The sequence below is a fragment of the Nostoc sp. JL33 genome, from assembly GCF_017114985.1.
GTDB lineage: Bacteria > Cyanobacteriota > Cyanobacteriia > Cyanobacteriales > Nostocaceae > Nostoc.
In genome coordinates this window covers 102808-124240 of sequence record NZ_JABXKP010000077.1, presented here as the reverse complement: position 1 = coordinate 124240, position 21433 = coordinate 102808, and the positions used below count along the sequence as shown (strand labels likewise).

Annotated in this window: 16 protein-coding genes and 2 pseudogenes; 11 read left to right on the top strand and 7 right to left on the bottom strand. The window is 42.3% G+C overall.

What is annotated here, in order from left to right:
* Positions 1 to 569 precede the first annotated feature (569 nt).
* Positions 570 to 2339 carry a calcium-binding protein gene (locus tag HWQ23_RS22710; protein WP_292833151.1) on the bottom strand — a complete coding sequence of 590 codons (1770 nt, stop codon included), beginning with the start codon at positions 2337 to 2339 and terminating at the stop codon, positions 570 to 572.
* Between the two features lie 966 nt (positions 2340 to 3305).
* Between HWQ23_RS22710 and thiD the strand changes: the two genes are divergently transcribed.
* The 3 genes from thiD to HWQ23_RS22695 all read left to right on the top strand — a co-directional run bounded on the left by thiD (position 3306) and on the right by HWQ23_RS22695 (position 5662).
* Positions 3306 to 4127: a bifunctional hydroxymethylpyrimidine kinase/phosphomethylpyrimidine kinase gene (gene thiD, locus HWQ23_RS22705; protein ID WP_292833148.1), complete on the top strand. Its 822-nt coding sequence runs from the start codon at positions 3306 to 3308 to the stop codon at positions 4125 to 4127.
* 230 nt (positions 4128 to 4357) lie between these two features.
* Positions 4358 to 4966, top strand: coding sequence for a cell division protein ZapB (locus HWQ23_RS22700; protein WP_292833145.1), 609 nt, complete (start codon positions 4358 to 4360; stop codon positions 4964 to 4966).
* A 357-nt stretch (positions 4967 to 5323) separates the two neighbouring features.
* Positions 5324 to 5662: a P-II family nitrogen regulator gene (locus HWQ23_RS22695; protein WP_292800919.1), complete on the top strand. Its 339-nt coding sequence runs from the start codon at positions 5324 to 5326 to the stop codon at positions 5660 to 5662.
* Positions 5663 to 5788: 126 nt separating this feature from the next.
* Here HWQ23_RS22695 and rdgB read toward each other — a convergent pair whose 3' ends face one another.
* On the bottom strand, positions 5789 to 6367 hold the full coding sequence (gene rdgB / locus HWQ23_RS22690; RefSeq protein ID WP_292833142.1) for an RdgB/HAM1 family non-canonical purine NTP pyrophosphatase: 579 nt from the start codon (positions 6365 to 6367) through the stop codon (positions 5789 to 5791).
* Between rdgB and HWQ23_RS22685 the strand changes: the two are divergent.
* From HWQ23_RS22685 to HWQ23_RS22675, 3 genes and pseudogenes are all read left to right on the top strand, one after another.
* Positions 6362 to 6733, top strand: a pseudogene (locus tag HWQ23_RS22685) (transposase); the annotation flags it as partial. The gene rdgB and the pseudogene HWQ23_RS22685 sit on opposite strands and share 6 nt — an antisense overlap.
* Positions 6734 to 7278: 545 nt before the next feature.
* A complete protein-coding gene (locus HWQ23_RS22680; RefSeq protein WP_292833139.1) occupies positions 7279 to 8853 on the top strand; it encodes a group II intron reverse transcriptase/maturase in 1575 nt (524 codons plus the stop codon).
* Positions 8854 to 8940: 87 nt separating this feature from the next.
* A pseudogene (locus HWQ23_RS22675) lies at positions 8941 to 9234 on the top strand (RNA-guided endonuclease InsQ/TnpB family protein); the annotation flags it as partial.
* 36 nt (positions 9235 to 9270) lie between these two features.
* Here HWQ23_RS22675 and HWQ23_RS22670 read toward each other — a convergent pair.
* Entirely contained in the window at positions 9271 to 10710 is a 1440-nt protein-coding gene (locus HWQ23_RS22670) for a phosphoglucomutase/phosphomannomutase family protein (RefSeq protein ID WP_292833136.1), read from the bottom strand.
* Positions 10711 to 11085: 375 nt separating this feature from the next.
* Here HWQ23_RS22670 and HWQ23_RS22665 point away from each other — a divergent pair, with 375 nt between their 5' ends.
* On the top strand, positions 11086 to 12501 hold the full coding sequence (locus HWQ23_RS22665; protein WP_365742353.1) for a TolC family protein: 1416 nt from the start codon (positions 11086 to 11088) through the stop codon (positions 12499 to 12501).
* A 159-nt stretch (positions 12502 to 12660) separates the two neighbouring features.
* The gene (locus HWQ23_RS22660; protein ID WP_292833133.1) at positions 12661 to 14457 is read left to right on the top strand and encodes a caspase family protein; all 1797 of its coding nucleotides are present in this window, start codon (positions 12661 to 12663) and stop codon (positions 14455 to 14457) included.
* Between the two features lie 141 nt (positions 14458 to 14598).
* On the opposite strand, the gene fcmC is transcribed toward HWQ23_RS22660, so the two are convergent.
* The 4 genes from fcmC to aroF form a co-directional block, all read right to left on the bottom strand.
* Complete coding sequence (gene fcmC / locus HWQ23_RS22655) at positions 14599 to 15078, bottom strand: filament morphology membrane protein FcmC (RefSeq protein WP_292833130.1); 480 nt, start codon at positions 15076 to 15078, stop codon at positions 14599 to 14601.
* Positions 15079 to 15083: 5 nt separating this feature from the next.
* Positions 15084 to 16238, bottom strand: a complete 1155-nt coding sequence (gene fcmB / locus HWQ23_RS22650) for a filament morphology actin-like protein FcmB (protein WP_292772190.1) — start codon at positions 16236 to 16238, stop codon at positions 15084 to 15086.
* Positions 16239 to 16477: 239 nt separating this feature from the next.
* Complete coding sequence (locus HWQ23_RS22645) at positions 16478 to 17101, bottom strand: DedA family protein (protein WP_292833127.1); 624 nt, start codon at positions 17099 to 17101, stop codon at positions 16478 to 16480.
* Positions 17102 to 17370: 269 nt separating this feature from the next.
* Entirely contained in the window at positions 17371 to 18243 is an 873-nt protein-coding gene (aroF, locus tag HWQ23_RS22640; protein WP_292833124.1) for a 3-deoxy-7-phosphoheptulonate synthase, read from the bottom strand.
* A 1166-nt stretch (positions 18244 to 19409) separates the two neighbouring features.
* Here aroF and HWQ23_RS22635 point away from each other — a divergent pair.
* The 3 genes from HWQ23_RS22635 to HWQ23_RS22625 all read left to right on the top strand — a co-directional run bounded on the left by HWQ23_RS22635 (position 19410) and on the right by HWQ23_RS22625 (position 21382).
* Positions 19410 to 19904 carry a hypothetical protein gene (locus tag HWQ23_RS22635; RefSeq protein ID WP_292833121.1) on the top strand — a complete coding sequence of 165 codons (495 nt, stop codon included), beginning with the start codon at positions 19410 to 19412 and terminating at the stop codon, positions 19902 to 19904.
* A 257-nt stretch (positions 19905 to 20161) separates the two neighbouring features.
* On the top strand, positions 20162 to 20809 hold the full coding sequence (locus tag HWQ23_RS22630) for a pentapeptide repeat-containing protein (RefSeq protein WP_292833118.1): 648 nt from the start codon (positions 20162 to 20164) through the stop codon (positions 20807 to 20809).
* A gap of 213 nt (positions 20810 to 21022) precedes the next feature.
* The gene (locus HWQ23_RS22625) at positions 21023 to 21382 is read left to right on the top strand and encodes a cupin domain-containing protein (protein ID WP_292833115.1); all 360 of its coding nucleotides are present in this window, start codon (positions 21023 to 21025) and stop codon (positions 21380 to 21382) included.
* The last annotated feature ends 51 nt before the right edge of the window (positions 21383 to 21433 follow it).

Sequence of the window (21433 nt, the reverse complement as noted above, 5' to 3'; positions counted from 1 at the left end):
TTCCTCAAGATCGTTAATTCACATCACGATGCATTTGTACAGTGCGTAAGTCCTACTGAAATAAACTCCAGAATACCTGTTGCTTTAACTATTGCTGGTTCAGATAGCGGTGGCGGTGTAGGAATTCAAACTGATTTACTATCTATTATTCATGGGCCAATACGGTTCAGTTAAGCCCCAAATCCAATGCAAGAGACGTTGCAATGCAACGTCTCTACATACCTAAAATCAATACCAAAAATCCTTAACTGAACTGTATTGATTCATGGGCAAAGTTTTTATGGGAAAGATGTTTTTTGGAATGGCTGTTACTTAACTACCGTGGTGATGTCACTAGCTGAGGCGAAGGAGCGATCGCTTGGTGTTGGGAGTGATATTAAATTTGTTAATCCTTGGGAATATTGCAGTCTGTATAATTCGTAAAAACTAAAAACTTTGCCATTAAATTGCAAAATTGTAGGGGCACAAATATATATATTGCTATATATTGTGCCCCTATGTGTGTGATCTATTTAATTGAAAGTCGATTCATGTTTGGATTACACTTTTACTCAGTTGACCCGACCCAACTATGCTTGAATGATGAAGTCGGAAGCAGTAAGAGTGGGCGCACCGGTAAGTTGTGCAAATTGACCGCCACTGCCGAAACCAGCAGCGCTACCATTTTGATTGTAGGATAACCGCCCAGTCATCGGGTCATAGACAATTGCAGCATTGCTAAGTGCCCCTAAACTAGTGATTTGAAAATTACTGCCGTTACTAAAACCCGTTCCCACAGCAGAACTAATCGCACTAAAGGTGGTCTTATCCAGAACAATCTTGTCACCTTGAGAGTGATTGAAGTCAGCGATGGTATCAATACCCACAGCAGCGCTAGTAAAGGCAGCATTGGTGCCGTAGAGGAAAGAGTCAGCACCCATACCACCGACAAGAAGATCATTGCCTTGTCCACCAATGAGAAGATCATTGCCTGTACCTCCCCGTAGTTGGTCATTACCAGCGTAACCATTGATAGTGTCATTACCCCCTTGACCATCAATCACATCGTTGAAGTTGTCAAAACCGACAATCTTATTGTTCAAGTCATTGATGCGGGGGACTTCGTATGCACCAATATCAATCACTGCGGTACCATTATCATCGCCATCCTGAGGAATGTTCTTAGTGATGCTATTGAAGGCATTGGAACCAGCATCGATGGCAGCACTTCCAGGTTTGAGCGCAAAATTCCCTTTGCCCGCATCAACAAATTGGGGATCTATACCCAAAATATTGTGCAAAGAAGGGGTAGCTTTTAGATTATCTGAAGCTCGGAATACATTCGAGTTATAAATAAGGTTGTGGTCAAAGTTGACATTTATATCATATTTCAGAAGATTAGCCGCTTGATTGTCGCTGGCATACATGATATTGTTATCGACTCTAACATTCTCTGAGTAATTGACTTTAATCTCTCCGGTGTTAGCGAGAATAAGGCTATTTTGGTAAACTGTATTATTGATAATATCTACATTTTTCGCTTTGAAAGCACCAATGCCAGAGTTACCATTGTTGTAGGCTATATTATTAGCAATTAAAGTTTTACCAAGATAAGCTGTTCCATCTCTACTCTGATTAGTAGTATCAAGCATTAGCCCATGCCCTTCAGTAATCTTCCCAGCTTCTTTCCAGGGAACCAAACTTTTATTATTAAAAACAATATTGTCTCGATAAATTATTTTGTAATCAGTAGTATTGTTATCAGAGTTAACAGCATAAAGTGTAGTGATACCCTGAGCACCATAAGGCGTATACCAACCGTTTCCAGACACAACATTTTTCTCAACTGTGATGTAGTCTGAATCACTGGATGCAATGCCACCACCTGGAAAGTTACTAACTGTGTTACCAGAGATGACAATGTGATGAGGAGTAGTACCGCCCACTCCGTCGCTATTTTTCCAGGGTTTTACAGTAATTCCATCGGAATTGGTTAAGGGGTTGTTGAGATTATCTTTCTCTTGTAAGGCATATTCTAGAGTGATGTTTTCCCGATTGCCTTCTATATCAAGTCCTTCAATCCGCACGTAGGATGAACTAAATATATTAATGCCACTTCCCATCGTTTTGATCGTAGGTGTAGCCCCTGGATAGGCTTTGATTGTTGTCCAGTTATTTGCTGAACCATTAAAGTTAAAAAGCGTAACCCCTTTGTCATAATTTCCGTTCATCACATAGAGCGTGTCGCCTGTTTTCATGTGATACACGGCTGTGCCCAAGCTGCGAAATGCAGTTCCTTCCTTTAAGCCATTATTGTTATCACTGCCTGTTCCAGAAACGTAGTATGTTTTGCCAGCCATAGATTTACTCCGGATGTGTGTAAGGGGAATTGGTAGTAGACTCGCAGCAACTTTATTCGTTGCTAAGTAGTTATTTGAATGGGTGCGTCTGGACTTTTTTGGGCAGCCAGAGTTATGCGATCGCGACTTCAAATCGCATCGGTTGTAGAAAGGCTGTTGTGAAACTAAAAACTTTTTCCTGTCAACCGTTGATGGTTAAACCAGGGATATCGATTCAACTTTATCCGTTGTTTTAGGTCAGGAGGTTGCCAAATCGGTATGGGAAAATGCACCCTTAGCTAATAACTGGGGACTTCAAGTTAGAGTCGTAAAAGTAAAAGGAGGTTGAAACTTTAGTCGGTTGACCCCTTAAGTTAAGGGAACTAATATAAGAACTTAGTCGAACCTGTTGTAAGCGGTGTAATTCAGCCTTGTGGACTTATGTATTAAAACTAACCTTTACAAAGAGCACTTGATATCAGCAAATACGCTGAATATAGTAGTTAATTTTACAATAAAAGCAAATTCTTTACGTAAGCGTCGTCGTCAGTCCTGTTAATTTTCAGAGTGATATGGGAATGGAGAGCGCTTTGTGCGAGGATTTGATGAAGTTTCTCAAAATATTTTTTCTCAGCGATGCCTTCACTACCAAACGCTACGTGTAGCAATATCCCTAGCGTCGTCCAAGGGTACGGCGGGCTACGCCTACGCCAAGCACCGATCATTTAATCAATTCAAAATTCAAAAACTCTTAAAGTCTTTTGACTTTTAACTTCCCCGAAGAAGGGGCTGGGGATTAGAGGCTAGTATTTTTTACTCATCACGGGCTAAACCCTAGCTATCCGCTAACAGCACTTTCAAGCCAGGTTGCCGTAAATCTTTGTGGTTGCGATCAGGCAAAGGCAGGAAGGAAGAGGGTTTTAGCCTAGTTCATCAATCTTTGACATAGTTTGATTTGATTGCGCCGACTTACTTAATCTTTATAATATGAACACTGAAATAAACTCCAAAATACCTGTTGCTTTAACCATTGCTGGTTCAGATAGCGGTGGCGGTGCAGGAATTCAAGCTGATTTACGCACCTTTGCTTTTCACTGTGTCCACGGTACTAGCGCTATAACCTGCGTCACGGCACAAAACACTCTAGGAGTGAACAGGGTTGATGCCATGCCAATAGAGGCTGTTGTGGCGCAAATTCAGGCAGTAGTTGAGGATATTGGCGTACAAGCTGCCAAAACGGGAATGTTGCTCAATCAGGAAATTATTTTTGCTGTTGCCCAGCAGGTAGAAGCTTTACAAATCGCTAATCTAGTAGTTGATCCAGTAATGGTGTCACGTACAGGAGCACAATTGATTGATGATGATGCTGTGAAGACTCTGTGCGATGCCCTGATTCCTAAGGCGGTTATCATTACGCCGAATCGCTACGAAGCTGAAATTTTGAGCGGTTTACAAATTAATTCCTTGGAAGATATGCAAGCCGCAGCTGAAATTATTCACAAGACTTTAAGAACGAAGGCTGTTTTAGTCAAGGGCGGAGGTATGCAGGGAGATATGCGTGGTGTTGATATCTGGTTTGATGGGGACAAATTGGAAGTTTTGACTACAAAACAAGTAGAGACAAAAAATACCCACGGTACTGGTTGTACATTATCGGCTGCGATCGCTGCTAATCTGGCTAAGGGAAAAGACTTGTGGCAGGCGGTGCAACAGGCAAAGGAGTATGTTACGACTGCACTCACTTACGCCCTAGATATTGGCCAAGGGCAAGGCCCTGTGGGACACTTCTTCCCATTGTTACGAGATTAACCTTTTGTGAGCAAGGGGATTGGGAACTGGAGCATAAGGAGATAAGGCAGTCAGGGAGTCAGGGAGAAGAATTAATAACCAATGCCCAATGCCCAATACCGAATGCCCCATAATAAATCTTTGCCCTTTCGGCATTTTTCTATTATTGTTGGGCATAGTTTCAGGGCTGACTATCTCTGTTAGCATCTCTGTACGATCTAATTACTTTGATTTTTAATACCAAGCCCCCGATGCGAACAACCATAGGTTCTGTTCACAGGAATTCGCCAACACCGACTAATCAAGCCTACCCTGCCTCTGTACCACTATCTGTATACAGGGAATTGTCAGCAGAGTTGCAAGCAGCACAGGCGAGGCTAAATGCACTCACCACCCAAAATCAGCAATTAGCACAAGAAAATCAACTACTACGCCAAGAAATTACCAAAGTTGTTGAGTCTTTTTCTCACTTGCAAAAGTTTGTTGATTCCCATGCTACGCCTAGTTATCACCAAGCTACCCAAGCTTCTGGCAACGTTAAAAGTGCCGCCAAACAGCCAGTAACACAAGCGCGTCCACCTCAGCAGGTTTCTCGTTCGCGTCCACCTGTTGTCCCCAAAGCCCCACCCGAAAAAAGCCGCCGCCAAGACTTTTCTACACCTGTAATGGAAATAAATTTCCCGATACCACAACCAGTTTTTATAGAAGAGGAACAAGTAAGTTATTATTCCACTACTCAGCCAGATGCCAAGGGACTCAATGGCTGGTGGTTAATTATCACCATATTGTTAATCATGCTGACTGCCTTTAGTGCTGGATATTTCGTTGTACGTCCCTTGTTTGAACATCAGAAACGTTAGTTGACACTCCCACAGTCAGCAGCAGCAGGCTTTCGGGCTACCGTGCAATTTGTCTGCAATCACTCTCTAAATATCCGAACAAATCTGCTAAATGGCGGAGTTGATCTATTTTTAGGTTATAAAAGCTACATAAAATGCTAAATTTACAGCAACTTCTTTATGTTAGAACCTCAAAAATTATCCAATTAATAAATCCTTGCTGGTTCTCATGCCCTAAACCCTCAAGCAAAGCATCTAAACTTTAAAAAAGTGGTAATTATGACATATGTTTTAGGAAAAGCACCGCTAGTTACAGCTTCAGACAAAGGATCTGGTTAGATATATAAACGAAGCTAGTAGAAGTCAGGAGTCAAGAAGATGAAAAAAGTAGAAGCTATTATCCGGCCATTTAAGCTAGATGAGGTGAAAATTGCCTTAGTTAACGCTGGTATTGTTGGAATGACTGTTTCTGAAGTCCGGGGATTCGGACGGCAGAAAGGTCAAACTGAACGGTATCGCGGTTCTGAGTATACCGTTGAGTTTCTGCAAAAACTCAAAGTGGAAATCGTCGTTGACGATAGTCAGGTTGATATGGTGGTAGACAAAGTTATTGCTGCTGCCCGCACTGGTGAAATCGGCGATGGGAAAATTTTCATCTCGCCTGTTGAGCAAGTGATTCGGATTCGTACCGGCGAAAAGAACACAGAAGCAGTTTAAAAAAGTTATGAGTTAAGAGTTAAAAGTTGTGAGTCAGGAATAATGAATGAAGATTTAGCAGAATTCATAACTCCTAACTCCTGTACAGACGCGATTAATCGCGTCTCTACTCCTAACTCCTAACTCCTAACTCCTAACTCTCTCCAGTTGCGGAAGTAAAGCTGTAAAAGCCTTGCCTCGATGGCTAATTGACCCCTTCAACTCCCGTGTCATCTCAGCAAAGGTCAATTGCAACTCTTGCACATAAAAAATTGGGTCGTAGCCGAAACCACTATCACCACGAGGTGCGTGGAGAATTTCGCCGCGACAAATCCCTTCAGATTCTAATACGATCGCACCATCAGGACGAGCGATCGCTACTGCACAAACAAATTGAGCTTGCCGATTGACTTCGTTGCCTAATTCCTTCAATACCCTAGCAATGCGTTCTGAGTCCGTTTTGGCGTAACGTGCAGAATAAACCCCTGGTGCGCCATTTAGGGCATCTACTTGCAAACCCGAATCATCAGCAATTGCCCATTTTCCTGTAGCTTTAGCAATTTGTGACGCTTTTAGACAAGCGTTGGCGGCAAAGGTTTCGCCCGTCTCTTCAATTTCCAATTCTTCAGGTTTGAGGATTAATTCCCAACCAGAATTTTCCAGGTAAGCCTGCATTTCCCGCAACTTACCTGGATTTCCTGTAGCTACTACAAGTAATTTGGTCATTTGTTTATGGTTGTTGTAGTTGATGACTGTTTTGAGCTAGAAGTTAAATCTACGACTGGTAAAATAGCGGGATTTGATTTTGGCTTAAACACATTCCTTACCTGCTTTGATGGTTCCAAGATTGAATCACCCCAATTCTTGAAGCAATCACTCAATATAGTCAAAAAGGCTAGTAAGCATCACTCCAAAAAGTTGAAAGGTTCAGCTAATCGGGAACGCGCTAGAAAAAATCTAGTACGCAAGCACGAGGATATTGCTAACTCTCGTCGTGATTGGTTCTGGAAGTTAGGTCATGAGCTAACTAATAGGTTTGACGTACTGTGTTTTGAAACTTTGAACCTCAGAGGAATGCAACGTCTCTGGGGGTGCGATTCGTTGCTTAGTGAATCTCGGTATCCAGTCCGTACATAACTAAGCCAGTGAAATCTAGATAACTAGACACTGAACTCTTAGATTGATGTGGGTGAAAGTCCCATCCGCAAGATTCATGCGTGACTCCTTATCTGCCCACACCGAACAAGCTCGTTACTTGTAGAGTGAAGCTGGGAACAGGGCGCAATCAGACTACCGTTATGGGTGGACACTGGCGCTAACAGGGGGTTCCCACGGTGAAACCGAGCCTAGAAAAGTAACCTAGACGTAAGCGGGACATATCCTTAGAACCCGACTTTATCAGAGCAAGACCCGCAGCATTTCCCGGATAAGCTGCAAGAATCATGGGTTTCTGATGGTTAAAATGGCTACACCTAACGGAACAAACAATCATCTGAGGGAACGAATAAAAACGAATCAAGGGTCTTGGGAATGTCGAATCCCAGGTAGGTAAGACGAGATACGGAACCCCCTTGATTCGGGTAGGATGTGGCGTAACTGCTACAAGGTATTCAGAGAACACTTATTGAAGGTAGAGCATGATTAGGCACAGCCACGAGGTTAGTGAATCTTGGAAGAGTCTCAACTGGAAGAAATTTCGGAAAGATTTATTTCGCCTACAAAAACGAGTGTTTAAAGCTATTCGAGAAGGAAACAAGCGCAAAACTTTGTCACTTCAGAAGCTTATTTTGAAATCCAAAGCGGCTAGATTTCTGGCGATTCGTCAAGTATCACAGCTAAATGCAGGTAAGAAAACAGCAGGAATCGACGGGAAAAAGTCCCTCACCTTCAAAGAACGCTTTGAACTAGAGCAACTGCTGAGAGCGTCAAGCAACGACTGGAAACACCAGGGACTGCGGGAAATTCCTATCCCCAAAAAAGATGGGAGTACCAGAATGCTTAAAATTCCCACTATCGCGGATAGAGCTTGGCAATGTCTCGCAAAATATGCAATAGAACCCGCACACGAAGCAACATTCCACGAAAGAAGCTATGGATTCAGACCGGGACGCTCGGCACATGATGCCCAGAAAATCCTGTTCATAAACCTACGCTCATACAGCAATGGAATCAATAAACGAGTGATTGAACTCGATATTGAAAAATGCTTCGACAGGATAAGCCATACCACAATCATGGAGAACCTTATCGCCCCTAAAGGCATTAAGTCTGGCATATTCCGTTGCCTTAAAGCCGGAGTAAACCCAGAATTTCCAGAACAAGGTACACCGCAAGGTGGCGTGGTAAGTCCGCTATTAGCCAACATCGCTCTCAACGGTATCGAAAGTATCCACCGATATCATAAAGACGGGTTCAGGATTACTAAAAATACCCCTGGAAAAAATATCGTAGAACCATCAATCCGTTACGCGGATGACATGGTTATCATACTCCGACCAGAAGACGATGCAACAGAGATACTTGACAAAATTGACAAATTCTTAGCCAACAAAGGAATGAAGCTTAGTGAGAAGAAGACAAGAATAACCGCCGCGACAGATGGCTTTGACTTCCTTGGCTGGCACTTCAAAGTGCAAAGTAACGGAAAATTTAGAAGTACGCCCTCGGTGGAAAACTTCAAAAAATTCCGTCAGAAGGTAAAAGCTATTGTCAACAACTCGAATTATGGTTCTAAGGTAAAAGCTGAAAAGCTAGCACCAATAATTAGAGGATGGAGAAACTACCACCGCTTCTGTAGAATGGACGGGTCAAGGTTTTCCCTTTGGCGCACCAACAATAGAACGTGGAAAGTGTTTAATAAGGAAAAAAGGAACGACAAGGAATCAACTACAAAGCTGATACAAAAAGCGTTCCCAGCAGTCTCTTACTCCGAAAATAAACACGTCAATGTCGAAGGATACAAATCACCTTTCGACGGAGACTTGACTTATTGGAGCGAACGCAACAGTAAGTTATATGACGGAGAAACCTCTAAGGCACTAAAGCGCCAGAACCATATATGTGGTCACTGTGGCTTAAAGTTTACAAGTGAAGAACGAGTAAACCTACACCACATAGATAGGAATCATGACAACTGGAAGGGTAAAAATCTAACAGCAATACATGAATCCTGTCACGATTATACCCACATGAGTAAAAGGGTTATCCCTTAAGAATATCGGGAGCCGTGTGCATGGAAACAGGCACGCACGGTTCTAACAGAGAGGGACGGGGAATAATATCCCCTCTCGACTCTAACTAGAAAAATATCAGACCTAGCCTTTGGTGAGTTTATTCAAATCCTAGAATGGGTTTCTAAAAAGAAGGGCAAGCAGCTTGTATTCATCGACCGATGGTATCCATCAAGCAAAACTTGTTTTAATTGTGGTCACGTTTTAGAAAGTCTTGATTTGTCAGTTAGGGAATGGCGCTGCCCTTCTTGTCAGTCGGTAAATGGTAGAGACGAAAACGCCGCTAAAAATATTCAAATGGTTGGGGCATCAACCATTGGGTTAGGTGATGTAAGTCTGGCTACGCCTGCTATTGCTGTTTGACCCCAAAATCCCCACCCTTCAAGGGTGGGGAGTATGTCAATCCGCCCAGTGTTTCGCCCAAGCAAGAGTTTGATGTACTTGCTCAATTGTCGGGGCTTCGCAGTAGAGGCGTAAAACTGGCTCAGTACCGCTAAACCGAATCATTAACCAGCTTTTATCAGCTAGGCGATATTTGTAGCCGTCAATTGTCTGGCAATCAATCACTGCCAACCCGGCAATTTCCGTTAAGGGTTGGCTTTGCAGTTGTTGCAAAAGACGCGATCGCACTTCCATACTTGCTAAGGGTAAATCAATGCGATCGTATGCTGAGGTAAACCCTGTTTGTTTCTGCAACTGGCGATAATATTCACCTAAATCCAACCCAGATTCTACGATCGCCTCTAGGACGTACAATGCTGACAGCAGTGCATCACGTTCGGGAATATGGCTACCATAGCCAATTCCTCCCGACTCTTCGCCGCCCAGCAACACCTCTGCTGCTAACATTCTGTCAGCAATGTATTTATAACCAACTGCTGTCTCAAAGACTGAGAGGTTATGTAGTTTTGCTACAAGGGGCATCAAGTCGGAACCACTAACAGTTTTGACTATTTCACCCGTAAAGCCGCGCCGCAAGGTTAAGTGGTCGATTAATATCGGGATTAATACTTGGGAACTTAGGAAGTTGGCTTCTCCATCCACTGCTGCAATGCGATCGCAGTCTCCATCAAATACCAACCCCACTGTTAAACCCGATTTATCAGTTTCTCGGTGAGTTTTTATGACTTGAAATAGCTTTGAAAGGTATTTAGGCAAGGGTTCCGGCGCACCACCACCAAATAGGGGGTCGCGTTCTGAGTTGATTTCTTTGACCTGATTGCCTAGTAGTCTCGCCAATCCGCCAGCAGCAGCGCCATGCATGACATCGGCAAATAACGTCAATTTACCAGAGGCGATCGCTTCTCGAATTTTGGCGATATCAACTTTACCCTCTAGTGCTTGGGTATAACTAGGCCAAGGATCGAATTTCTCTTGCTTGCCTGGGGTAGCTGCTAGTGGTACTACTCCAACCGACAACTGGGCTTCTATCTCTTTTGTGACTTCTGGCGGTACTGACCCACCAAAATGTCCCTTGACTTTTAAACCCAAATATGTACCAGGATTATGGCTGGCTGTAATTACCAGCGCCCCTAAAGCATTGAGTTGTTTTGCTGCCCAACTATAAGCTGGGGTTGGAGCATAGTCTTCGCTCAACAGCACATCAAATCCAATAGCGGTGACAGTATCGGCGACAGCACGAGCAAAGTCTTCGGCCATGAATCGGCGATCGTAACCAACAATTATTGTCCGGCTACCCGCCGTAGAAAAATATGTATCATATAATACTTTTGCGGCAACTGGCGCGACCAGGGCTAGACGTTCAAAGGTGAACTCGTCACCAATAACGCCCCGCCAGCCGTCTGTACCAAACTTGATTGAGTTAGCTACAACTGGCATCTAGGTATCCTAACTGTCTACTTGAGGATTCTAGCATTCATACAGTGTATAAAGTAAAAAAAGAATCTAGTAAAAATATGTACTAATAATATTCAATACAAAGGTTAGCAATTTTGTGCAATGAAGGTGTCGCAGCTACGCCCATTGTAGACATCGCTTTGATCCTTGATAAATAAATCAAACGATAAATCTGATTCTTACCTTTATTCATTAACTAAGGTTTTTGTCAAGACTGTTTTGAGATCCACTTACTTTCAGTTTCCCAGTTAATACCATAGCTAATGGTGTAATAAGTCGAGCTACTTAATGTATTTGATTTGTGGTACAAAGTGTATTAATATCTGAATTTATTGCAAATGGTATCAAATATTAATTATGTCGGCTCATCGCTATGTAATAATTGCGTGTATAAATTATACAATCGCTTTCACTAATATTGGATTTGGAGCCGCACAAGTAACCGATCATCTTAATCCTAGTCCCAATCTCTTACAGTTTCCCTCCCGACCAGAAGAAGTTAAGATTCAAGGAAATAAGGCGATTACTCTACAGCAAGCTTTGGAATTAGCACGACGTAACAATCTTGAATTACAAGGAGTGTTATTCCAGGTAGAACGCAGTCGCGCTGCTTTCCGAGAGGTTGAAGCTGGCATATATCCAGCTATTAGTCTGAGTGCTGATTTGAGTCGTACTCAGTCTGCTTTTAGTCAGCTTTTTACAGAACAACAAGCTCAATTTTCATCTACTCAGAAGTTGAGTCAAGATGAACCTACTACAACTTTTAATGGGAGTGTGCAGCTAAGTTATGGTCTTTATAATTTTGGGCCGGGTGCTTCTAGTAGAGGAGCAGCTCAAGAACAGGTGCGTCTAGATGAATTGGAAGTAGAGCGTCAGTCAGAGGAAATTCGCCTGAATGTCACGCTGGATTACTACAATTTGCAGCAAGCAGATGAACAAGTACGAATTAATTCGTCGGCTGTGCAAAATTCAGAAGCTAGTTTGCGGGATGCAGAAGCTTTAGAAAGAGCTGGCGTAGGTACGCGGTTTGATGTGCTGCGATCGCAGGTAAACTTAGCAAATGCCCAACAAGACTTGACTAATGCTAGATCCCAGCAGCAAATTGCCCGTCGTCAATTAGCAACTCGGTTAAGTTTGGCGCAGTCAGTGAATATCAGTGCATCTGACCCTGTACAATTAGCTGGTTTGTGGCAGTTAACAGTTGAAGAGACTATTTTGCTAGCCTTTCAAAACCGACCAGAATTAAAACAACGGTTGGTAGAGCGGCGCATTGCTCAATTCCGGCAAAAAGTAGCGCTTTCTCGACTTAAACCACAAGTGAGCTTTGTTTCCAGCTACAATCTGCAAGATGTATTTGACGATCGCGCTAGTGTTCTCAATAGTTATTCTTTAGGAGTCCAAGGAAGCTTGAGAGTGTTCGATGGAGGAACTGCAAAAGCTCAGGCAGCTCAACGGAATATAGAAATTAGAATTGCTGAGACGCAATTTGCCAACCAACGTAATAATATTCGGTTTGAGGTGGAACAAGCTTATTCACAATTGCAGTCTAACTTGGATAATGTGGCAACTTCTACTGTGGCTTTAAATCAAGCTAGGGAAGCCTTGAATTTTGCACGTTTACGTTTCCAAGCAGGTGTTGATACTCAAACTGAAGTTATCAACACAGAAAACGATTTGACCAGGGCAGAAGGTAATAGAGTCCAAGCGATTTTGGATTACAACCGTGCTTTAGCTCAATTACAACGATCTGTTACCTCCAGAGGAATACGCTAAGTTCGCTGATTCAGGAAATAAAGTCAGATTTGTAAAAAAAATTAGGCTATAAATAGGAATTTTATTATCAGAATGATAAACATAAAAACTTTGCTTTTTCCAACTTTAACAGGACTAATTCTACTATTAAATTCTGTTGGGATAGCACAGGAATCTTCGGTGAAAACTTTAGCACATTCTAGAATTTTGCAAGAATCCAACGGTAATAATAAAATGACTTGGGGACTCAGAACAGGTTCTCCACCTATTAGCTTTCAAGATAATCTTGCACACTGGCAAGGATTTTGCCCAAGCTTAATAGATTTACTAGATAAGTATTTAAAAGGAAATCAGTTTCTACAAAATAATGTCTCTATAGATAAAACTCCAATTGCTATTAAAGAAAGATTTCAACATACTCGATTCCCTTATCAAGATGATATTCATCTGGCGGGTGAATGTGGTTCAGACTCGGTTAGACAAAACGAAACAGGGATTAAGTTTTCTCAGACGTTCTTCATAACTAAAACTTTACTTTTAATACGTAAGTCTCAAAATAAAAAATTATCATTCCTAAAAAATCATACGCCACCTAACCTTTCAAATAATTCCAGACTTAAGATTGGAGTTATTGATACTAGTGTAACACCTTATAGGTTACAAAATTTCTTTAATTATCTAACTTCAGAGATCGAGATAGTCAAGATAAAAGATGGTAAAGCAGGTGCTATTGATGCTCTTAAACAAGGAAAAGTTGATGCATTTGCTAATGATGAAATTCTTCTTAAAGAATTCCTTAAAGAGCTAGAAATAGTAAATCCAAATGAATTTTACATTGACTCCGACTTAGTAATAAGTTACGAAAGTTATGGATTAATACTACCAAGTGATGATCCTGAATGGATAAAAATTATCAACAAATTTTTTATTGATAAAAAAGATGATATAGCGGTACTAATTAAAAAACACACTACTGATCCGAATCCTCCTGTCACTAATCCAACTCCTACACCAACTCCTACACCAATTACTAAATCATCCGGTAAACCAATTTCTAATATTATTTTATTGATGATAATAGTAGCAGGCTTTGGTTTGACTTTGGCAGGTTATATGTATTGGTTCAGACGACAAAATTCCTCACCAGAAATAAAGCCCAATCTTCACCCAAAAACTCCTATATTTGCTAATGGTTATGGTTTACTGATTGGTGTTGGAAAATCTGCCTATCAACCTTTGTCGCTACCAGTGACTGTCAAAGATGTTCAAGCACTTCATCAAGTTTTAATTGACCCAAATTTCTGTGCTTATCCTAATGACACACAGTATGTTCGACTGTTGCATGATGAAGAAGCCACACGCAGTAAAATTTTGGAACAATTGAACTGGCTCAAAGAACAGGCGGAAGCTAACCCAAAAGCTACGGTGGTTGTTTATTATTCAGGGCATGGGTGGTTTAATAAAAGTGAAAATCTGTACTATCTATTGCCACATGATATTAACCCTTTCGACCTTAAAAGCTCATCTTTGAGTGCAGAAGATTTCACTACTGCTTTGCGCCAGATTAAGTCCGAGCGACTCTTGGTTATCATTGATAGTTGCCATGCAGCAGGAATGGCAACGGCTAAAAAAGCTCCCTCTGACTTTGAGGAAATTCCTATTCCAAAGAGTGTGATTGATAACTTAAAACAAGGTAAGGGTCGGGTAGTTTTTACTTCATCCCAAGGAGAGGAAAGTTCCTGGATTAGACCTGATAAACAAATGAGTATTTATACTTACCACCTCATTGAAGCTATGAAGGGAGAAGCAAATCAAGCTCATGAGAATATTGTCAAGATTTCTCATCTTATGAAACATCTTAGTCATCAAGTACCTGTCAGCGCTCGCACTCTGTGTCAAGAAGAACAGACCCCTTATTTTAGTGTCGAGTCTGAAGACTTTCCTGTTGCTCTACTAAAGGGTCGCCGCCCTAATTAAGATAAGATCACAGGGGGTCTGAAGTGATTAACTAATCAAGAGTTAAATCTCTTTCTATATATAAACATTAATAATCCTTAATAGTATTACTATTAAGGATTGTTAACATGAGCAAAAACTGCTTACAAACCTGATTGTTCCTTAAAAATCATCGAGAAACTGACTAAGGCGACTGATTACGGGGTCAACCTCTTGAGGAGGAGTAGCAACAGTATAAGAAGTATTATTTACTACTTCTAATTGAGATGGAGACTGAATGAATGATCGATCATTGACTATGAGCGCCAGTTGTGCAACTTGTTGAGAAAGTTGCAGTAAATGATGTTCCATCGCCTCCAAACGATTAGATCCCTTGGCAAAAAAACGTTCCTCAAGTCCAGCCACTTGACGTTGCAATTCACCAATTTGTTGATCAATCGGTGTTGTTGCTGCTGTGCGTGGAGCAGGTTGTACAGATTCCGGTACACATAAAGATTGCCACAAGGCTTCTTTACAGAGGTCACTGAAAGTCTTGTCTGGTTGTTTTTCCAAATAACTTTCTACTTGCGCTAACAAGCTTTCATCAGCAAGCTCTGGGTTGAACGTGACGGATTTAACTACCTTTTTTGACCATTGGAACATCAGCTTTATGCCCTAGCAGCGCGATTGGAGGATAATTGTGCCTCTCCATAAATATACTGCCCCAAAGCATTCGCCTGTCGTGAAGGTGCTGCTAAATGAGCATTAATCTTTGCTTCTTTGAGCAGACGTTGAACGTCGTCCCAGAAGAACTCACCACCCCCTCCAGTGAGAATTACATCGGTGACACGTTCTGGCAACCAGGCTAGCACACGGCTACAGATTTCGCGAGAAAACATCTCCGTAAGGTTGGGAAGAAAATCGTCTAGGTTGGTGGGCTTGCTAGCGCCTTTAGGACGGTAATAGCGTTCACCTCTGGGTTTGTTAACGGCGGAAATCAGCGCTAGAGATTGACTATCTGCTCCCTCGATTTCGGCGGACACCAATTCATAAAACTTATTCATCCCGAAGTCTTCGCTCTTAGAAGCACCTCTGGCAAAACGGAAGTTATCTACCATCAAAAGATCGACGGTTTGATGTCCAATATCGACGATCGCCACCGATATTTTTGTAAAATCGGGACTGCCAGGACTTTTCTTCGGTTGAGCTTCAGACCACAGTAGGCTGCCGTAGCCCTCTGGCATTACCCAAACCTTACTGACGTTCAGCGATACAGATTCGCCTCGGAAGTTCAACACATGAGGGCCACCTACTTGGCTAATCAACTGTGCTTTTTCCTTTTCAAATTGCTCTAAGGAAAGAAAAGGCAGACCGAGTACGACTGAGATATCATTTTTGAGTTTGAAGTAGCCAGCACTTGCTAACACTTTTACCAGTGCAGCTTCTACCTTAGATTGGCCGACTCCTAAATTTGCCCCAAAATCTGCTGCCAGTTGACCAACAGCATATCCATTTCCTTGATACTCCAGCCACAAATCCATTAAGGGATCAGTAGCCCTAGCTTCAAAAACACCACCGCGTACTTGTTCTATTGACATTTGCTTCACGTTGGCAGGTACGAACACCACATTGTTTGGTTCGCGACTCACACAAGTTTTTGTGGAAGTTCTACCTAAATCAACACTGAGAATGGTTTTTCCTGGAATGTTGCCCGCGCCTGGGTTGGGATTATTAACAGGATTTGCATTTATGGGAACTGCTGCTCTATTCATGGGTATAGCAGCGGCATTCATTGGGGTAGCGGCGGAAGGTTGGTCTGTCATGAAAGCTCCTATTTCAAACTTAACTGTAAAAAGTTGTCATGCTGATCTTACAAAAATGCGAGCAACCAGAAATTCTAGATTGCGTCAAGTGTAGCTAGAAATACGCCAAAAATTAATTCCGGCGAAACCTCCGGTAGACTATGCCAACGTACATCTAGTATTATTTGGCATAGTGTAGGCTAATTTTGGCCAGATGTAACCCCTGCTTTTACTGCTTTCAAACCAAAAGCCGCCATGTTTCATCTTTTAGTACGTCTTAACTGGCGCTTGAATATCCAGAAAACAAATGCCAAAACCAAACCACCAAGTACGATTTTGGATACAGGAGCAAGGTACTTGTCCACAAGTTCATACTGACTACCCAACGCATATCCTGAGTATGTTAGCAAACCCACCCAAGCAGCGCTACCTAATGTTGTGTAAAACAAAAATCGTAGCAAAGGCATATTGCTGATACCTGCGGGAACAGAAATCAAGGTGCGGATTCCCGGTACAAGACGACCAATTAATACTGCTTTTCTACCTTGTCGGTCAAACCACTCTTTAGCCTTGGTGATATCTTTACTGGATATAGCCAGCCATTTGCCATACTTGTCAGCCCAAGCCTTCAAACGGGTTTCGCCTAAAAACTTACCCGGATAATACCAAATAAGTGCGCCCAATACAGAACCCAAAAGCCCTGCAAAAAACACTCCAATGATATTCAGCTTTGCTCCTCCTGGTTGGTATGGACTTGCTGTAAATCCAGCCAATGGCATGATCAATTCTGAAGGAATGGGGGGGAAAAGGTTCTCTAGGAACATTAGTAGGGCGATTCCCCAATAGCCAAAATAGTTGATAGTATTAGTTACCCATTCAAGCATTGAGTTAATTCCTGAAATTGTTGCACTAGTTTTGTTGCTAAATTCAGTCTTAGCTTTTTTAAAGGTAGGATTAAAACTTTAGTATTTGCAGCTACAGTTCAATTAATGAACAACTTTATTTTGCGAATGCGATCGCTGTTTGTCGTTAAGCCAAAATAAATCTTTTGGCTCAGACATTCAGCAGAAGCGATGCCGAACGCGAACAGCGTCTCCTTGGCGCAGCCTCTCGTAGAGAAGAGTTGGCGGTAAACTACGCTCTCAACTGAAATTTAAGCAGCACAAAAAATCGGGGCAGGTTCCAAACCCGCCCCGATCGCTTCTGATATACTCCGCCCAACGGCTGTTGCGACAGGCTTTAAACTATCAACTAAATGCACCATATCTTCTAAAGAAAGTGCTTGACGGGCATCAGAAACAGATTTTTCTGGCTCTGGATGACATTCAATAATTAACCCATCTGCACCGCAAGCGATCGCCGCCCTAGTCACAGGTGCCACCAGTTCCCGTTTACCGACGGCATGGGAAGGATCTACAATCACAGGCAGATGAGTGATTTGCTTGAGTGCTGCCACTGCCCCTAAATCTAGGACATTGCGAGTGTAATCATCGAAGCTGCGGATACCTCTTTCGCACAACACCACATTAGGATTACCGTGGCTGAGGATATATTCAGCAGCCATGACGAATTCTTCAATTGTCGCTGCTAAACCACGTTTGAGCAGTATTGGTTTACCAGCTTGTCCCAAAGCTTTGAGCAAGTCGAAGTTTTGCATATTGCGGCTACCAACTTGCAGCATATCAGCGTGGGCGGCAACTACTTCAATTTGGGAAATTGACATCACCTCCGTGACAACTGGCATATTGTAATGCGATCGCACCCTTGCTAAAATCTCTAATCCTGACTCTCCCATACCCTGGAAAGCGTAAGGAGATGTGCGGGGTTTGTAGACACCGCCACGCAACCCCTGCACAGATGCAGTAGATAGCTTTTGGGCGACTCTCACCATTTGTTCTAAGCTTTCAACGGTACAGGGGCCGCCAATAATTACCAGTTCTTTGCCCCCGAAAGCGACTTTTTCTGAAAGTTTAACAATTGTCTGGTGATTCGGATGAGATTGTGCGGCAAGTTTGGCATTAATCATGGTTTCATTCTCCTAAAAAATTAAGTATTAAGTATTGGGCAATTCAATCCAAGGATTTTGGGTTTTAGATTAAAGAATTGAAATTTAATCCAAAATCCAAAATCTAAAATCTAAAATTCTTACTCCCCCCACTCCCACTAACAACAAAAAAGCCCGAAACCTTTGAGGAGTTCCGGGCGCGTTCTGATTCATCGGCATGACGCTATTTACCCGGAACTTACTCTGGGCCAAAAGTAAAAGCCATAAAACCAGCTACTACAATAAGTCATGACGATGAAATTCTCCTTAAAAAAACAAAAACCGCAGAGTTCGCTCTGCGGTTCACCGGGCGGTTTCCGTTAGGAAACTCGATTCACCCCCGGTGAACCACCCTAAACCAAAAATAAAAGTAGGAATTTCTGCTAAACATTTTCGTGGCGCTTTGGCTGAAAAAAACTTAATCCAAAAACCTATGTACAGTAACATTAACAGGAAGAGTTGGCGGTGTCAAGACCCCCACAACCTCTAAAAAAGCGATAGACTCAGTACAACTGTGGGGATCAAGACTAGTAGCTGTCAAGTTTAAATTGATCGGTAAGCAAGTTGGTAGGTAGTAAGCAGAAAGCGTCCTTATTTTCTAAGCACGCTTTCTGCTTACCCAACGGGAAAGTTAGTCGCAAGTGGCGTGGAAACCCCTGTTCTTGCCCTAACTCACTACAAACCCTCTTGCACTAGCTTCACAAAGTACTAGTAACACTTTGCAAAATTCAAAATCACGCCCTGTTCTGATTGTGTGGTGAAGTATTAGTTGCTTGTTTGCGTAGACGAAGAAAGCGGCTTGTTATTGGACATCGCCATAGTTATATAGTTTACAAATATTGTTGTGTCATGACTAATGGGTAGTGTAAATGATCATAAATCAATGGTGAAAAATCTAAAAATTCCGAATATGGCCATTCTCTAATGAGTAGAATATAGCCAACTCAAGGTAAGCACAGAGAACTCTCGGCGGTGGCTTGAGTCCCTGAGAAGTTCCAAACAGGGTTGAGAAGTTAAAATTAAATTCTCCTGACTTGTCACCTCACCTTGCGAAAGGTTATTGCAGGCAATTGACAATCGTCATAGATTATTCTTTCTCAAGTCCTCATTGAAGAGATCAACTTTTTAGGATCATCGGTTTCATCATTATGCTCAGTTCCAAAATCTTAGCCCAATCTTTCGACTATTATGGAGTTTACCCCTGCCCAGTCTGTCGGATAGGTAAGATTTCTCATATGCCATTGATGGAAGCTATGGCTTGTGACTTTTGCCATGAGATTTTTACAGTCAACTTAGAACTACAGCAAATCAAGATGCCTTCTAGGCAACCACCCTTAAGTTGGCGTTGGAATGGGTTTAGTTGGACAGAAGGCCAGCTAGAAGGTGTGGAATTAGGTTGGGGTTATGGACTAGCAGCAGCAGTTTTTGTAATTCTTCCCACTACTTTAATTGGCATGGTAGCTTACTATTTTCCTGCTAATCTCAAGGAACCTATTACCTGGATGCCATATATTTGGACAATATTAACTTTCTTATCACATTTATCAATTATTGTTTGGATTTTTATTGAAGTCTATCAGATTCCAGTTGGAGCATATTTAAGAGCGATCGCTCGATGGAGAAATGGGGAGATAGGGAGATGAGGGAGCAGTTCTTGAGCACAGAAAGACAAGGGGACGGGGATTATTCAACAAGTTTTTTGCTTGTCTTTCCCCTGTTTGGGAAGTTCTGATGCCTGCGACAGGCTGCGCCAACGCCGGTTTTTGGCGCTCAACAGACTTCTCTTTTTGTCTTCCTTGTCTCTGACAAATACCCAATGCCCCATGATCAATAACAAATGATGCAGCGAATAGATGGCTCCATCACTGATAATTAAGTTGATTGTTCACCAAAATATCGTATGAGCGATCTGGAGCGGTACTATAGAGTTTTGGAATTAGAGCCTGGGGCAACACTTGAGGAAGTGAACCAGGCTTACAAAGATTTAGTTTTTGTTTGGCATCCCGATCGCATTCCCAAAGACAATCTCCGTTTACAGCAGAAAGCACAAGACAAGCTCAAAGCCATAAATGAAGCTCGTGAAAAGTTGCGCTCTCTAAAAACCAAACATCAAACCACGCTTAACTCACCGCCACCTCAACAGGAAAAACCATCTCAAACAATCCAGAAACCACCAAAGCAAAGCTCAGACTTGAGCGGTAAAGACTACAGTCGGGCAAATTTGAGCAATAAAGACTTATCTGGCAGAAATCTGAGTTATGCCAATTTGAGTGGTGCTAATCTCAGCGATACTTTTATGCACAAAGTCAACCTCAGAGGTGCAAATTTATCTGAAGCAAATTTATTTCGGGCAAACCTACTTTTAGCGGATCTCAGGGAGGCAAATTTACGTGGTGCTAATTTGATTGGAGCGGATCTCAGTGGAACCGACTTGCGAGGAGCCGACTTGACGGGAGCGCGGATTCGCTCTGGCGAGCGCCTTCTGGTTAAACTAATTGGTGCTAACTTAGCTGGGGCAATTATGCCTGATGGTGCAGTTTATCAATAACTGAGGTTGTGGTTGGAAATGCTCCTCATTGCGGCTCTTTTTCAAGTCAATAGTGAGATTATTGGTGGGCTATGCTTGTGATTAGATAGCGTAGGCGCAGCCCAACCTAAGCATCGCTATATTTGGTAATCTGCGTATATTACAAAATGAAGTGCGGGAAGTGGGCTTATACTTTTATAGTGAGATTGAAAAGCTCAAACCAAAAATTCATTGATGCTAGTTCAAAAACTTCAAGACTGTCCAGAATTCATCGCAGGAGATAACACCATTCTGCGAGAACTGCTACATCCAGATAAGCAACCTCTGGCATTGCGCTATAGTTTGGCTCATGCAACACTCCCAGTCGGAAAAACCTCTCAACCCCACTCGCTCTCTACCTCAGAAGTCTATTATATTCTCAGTGGCACCGGAGAAATGCACATTGATGATCAAACCCAAATAGTTCAGCCGGGAGACACTGTGTATATTCCTCCTAACACGCGGCAATTTATTTCTAACTCTGGCATCGAACCTCTGGTATTTATTTGTATTGTTGATCCAGCATGGCGTAAAGAAGATGAAACAGTTTATTAAAAACCAGTTAGAGTCATAGTCTCAAAGTAAGCGAAAAAAACTCAGCATTTT